Here is a 2,670-nt window from a genome sequence, read left to right on the forward strand (position 1 = left end):
GATCATGATTTCTACCTGAAATTAAAGGTTTCAAAATGTTACTCATTTGAAGAATGATAAAAAGTGCCTAATCGAGTAGACGGCCGTGAGCCATTAGCCCACGGTGCGCCTCTCACACCACCAAGCGTACGGGTCTCGTACTTGGCGGTTCATTGAATTTGAGGATTGAGTTTCGAATAGTAGTCTATCGTACTTACATAACCTTTACTTCTTAGGCGTGATAAGGTGATAGTAGTAACTAATATGGGGCTTTGGGCTACTGCCCAACCGCCCATGCGGGTTCTACTCCAAGCATAGGCTTGGCCTTGTGACACTCCTAAACGGATAAGGTTCTTGCGCTTTCTTTCCAGTTTCTTCCAGTCATGCCAGATACAGTAGCGAAGACGATTCCGCAGCCACTCATCGAGTTGTTTGAGCTTGTGGTGAATACTTGCCAACCGGTAGATATGCACCCAACCCATCCATATTTCTTTAAGTTTGTGCAATCGCTCCTTAAAACTGTAAGGCATTGTTTTCTTGGTTGCCACTTTCAATTTGCGTTTTAGGTTTACCCAACCTTCATTCTTCACTATCAATTGGTATTTACCCTTTTCTCCCTTCTTATAGGTCGGCACAAAACCATGACCTAAAAGCTCGAAGTTATTTGGCCTTCTGATTCCGCTCTTTTCACGATTGATAGGTAGCTCTAACCTATTCTTCAAGAACAGGTATACCTCGTTACCTACCTTTCGTGCCTCTGCTTTTGTCTTGGTATAAATACTAAAATCATCAGCATAGCGTACAAACTTTAACCTTTTCGCTTTGAGATGCTTGTCCAATGTGTCCAACAATATATTGGACAGCAATGGGCTAAGCGGGCTACCCTGTGGTACTCCTTTCCTACGCTTGTGCAGCCTTCCATTTATACGGATAGGTGCACGAAGCCATTTGCGGATTAACCATAAAGTAGTGCGGCATTTTACCTTATTGTAGATCAGTTGCAGTAGTTTGTAATGTTGAACTTCATCGAAAAATCCTCTCAAATCTATATCTACAATATCCTGATAGCCATCGTTGATGTTTTTCAGAGATTGTTTGACTGCTTGGTGGAGGTTCTTCTGTGGACGGAAACCATAGCTTTCTTCTTCGAAATCAAGCTCGAATCTGGTTGCTAATTGTTGGCTTACGGCCTGTTGAAGCCACCTGTCTACTACCGTAGGTACGCCCAGTAGTCTGACTTTACCATTTGATTTGGGTATCTCTACCCCTCTGATAGCGGTAGGTACGTACTTGCCGTTCAGTATAGACATAAGGATGTCATTATGGTGCTTGTCAATGTATGACTTTAGCTCCGAAACCTCCATCCTGTCTATGCCCGATGCCCCTTTATTTCTTACCACACGGTGATAAGCTTTATAAAGGTTTTTGGCTTGTAGTACTTTTTCTATCATATTCTTTCCTTGTCCTGCTTAAGAATAGGCTATCCACCAACTGGCGAATTCCTATTCGAATTGGGACGCAATTCAATGTTCAGCCCTTTCTTCTCTCGTGAGTCCTCTGTCTTTATCCTTGAGGTGACAGCTCGTTTCCTGATCCGTACTATGGCCTCTGCTGACTTCTCAAACTGTAACTCGTACAGTTCGAGATCTCCCCAGGTAAGGGCATATTCCTTCCCCCAATATCCACTGGATCTACTGCATAGGTACTTGATGGTTTCCCTCCCTTTGGACGTCAGTATGATGTGCTACCTCATCCGACCTATACAGCCTCTGTATCCAGTTCCTGTTCGTTGGAACCGGGCTTTGCAGTCTCGCTTCCTTCAGTGTAAACCTCACGGTAAACCACCTTGCGACTTGCTAGTGCTTCGGGACACGACTCCCGCACACGAGGGACTTACACCCTCTGGAATAATTTGGTATCTTAGATACCTGTTGCCCATGCTAGGCACACACATGGTATATGGCGCATATGCGAACTGAGGATTAAGCTGCTGTAAGTGCGGCTTGATCGTTCATCTACTGCTATGAACAGATCGTAGTTTCCTAGTTATTTCAGTTCGCAGTTTCCTGTGTCTTGTGAACCGCAGTGGTTATCCGCAACTGTTGGTAGCCTCAGCAGATTTCACTATTTTGGCATCTTATTGCCCGTGTGGCGCACACGCGACCATATACGGGCGTTAGCAGCAATTTATATACGTAGGGACGTGAGATATCATATACTAACTCTCCTTTTAATAATAACTAATCATGTTTCCGGACAGATATATAACTCAATGTCTCCTAATGAAAATGGCCTTTACTTTCATGCCATCGATACCGTGCTAGCGGATATAAAAGCTGATTATAGTCTAACAAAGGTCTACCTAACTTCTCAAGCTATATCGTTTAATGACTATCCAAACCAGATTAATGACTTAGATATCGTAATTTCAGATGTTTCGAACAGCAAAAAGATATCAAGGAGAATGAATTCGAATGATATTTGGCTAAGAGTTATGCCAATATCTATAATCAGAAATCAGCTCAGCATCGTAATTTGGGCTTATAAAAAAAATGATAAGCAAATCGTTCTTCTAGATATGACAGGATATAAAGTTCAGTATGAGTTGAATTGTCCTTCAAATACCTACGAACTAATTGACTTTGAACATTAGTAAAAGCTGCTAACACCATATAGCATTCATGCCTTTAC

Annotated in this window: 1 protein-coding gene; it reads right to left on the bottom strand. The window is 42.5% G+C overall.

Features of this window, described 5'->3' with window-relative positions:
- Positions 1–149 precede the first annotated feature (149 nt).
- Entirely contained in the window at positions 150–1,430 is a 1,281-nt protein-coding gene (gene ltrA, locus E1176_RS02630) for a group II intron reverse transcriptase/maturase (RefSeq protein ID WP_155209027.1), read from the bottom strand.
- Positions 1,431–2,670: the final 1,240 nt, after the last annotated feature.

It is taken from the genome of Fulvivirga aurantia (assembly GCF_009711475.1).
GTDB lineage: Bacteria > Bacteroidota > Bacteroidia > Cytophagales > Cyclobacteriaceae > Fulvivirga > Fulvivirga aurantia.

Excerpts from the sequence above, each read along its gene's own strand:
- ltrA (WP_155209027.1), bottom strand. The coding sequence starts at position 1,430 with ATGATAGAAAAAGTACTACAAGCCAAAAACCTTTATAAAGCTTATCAC.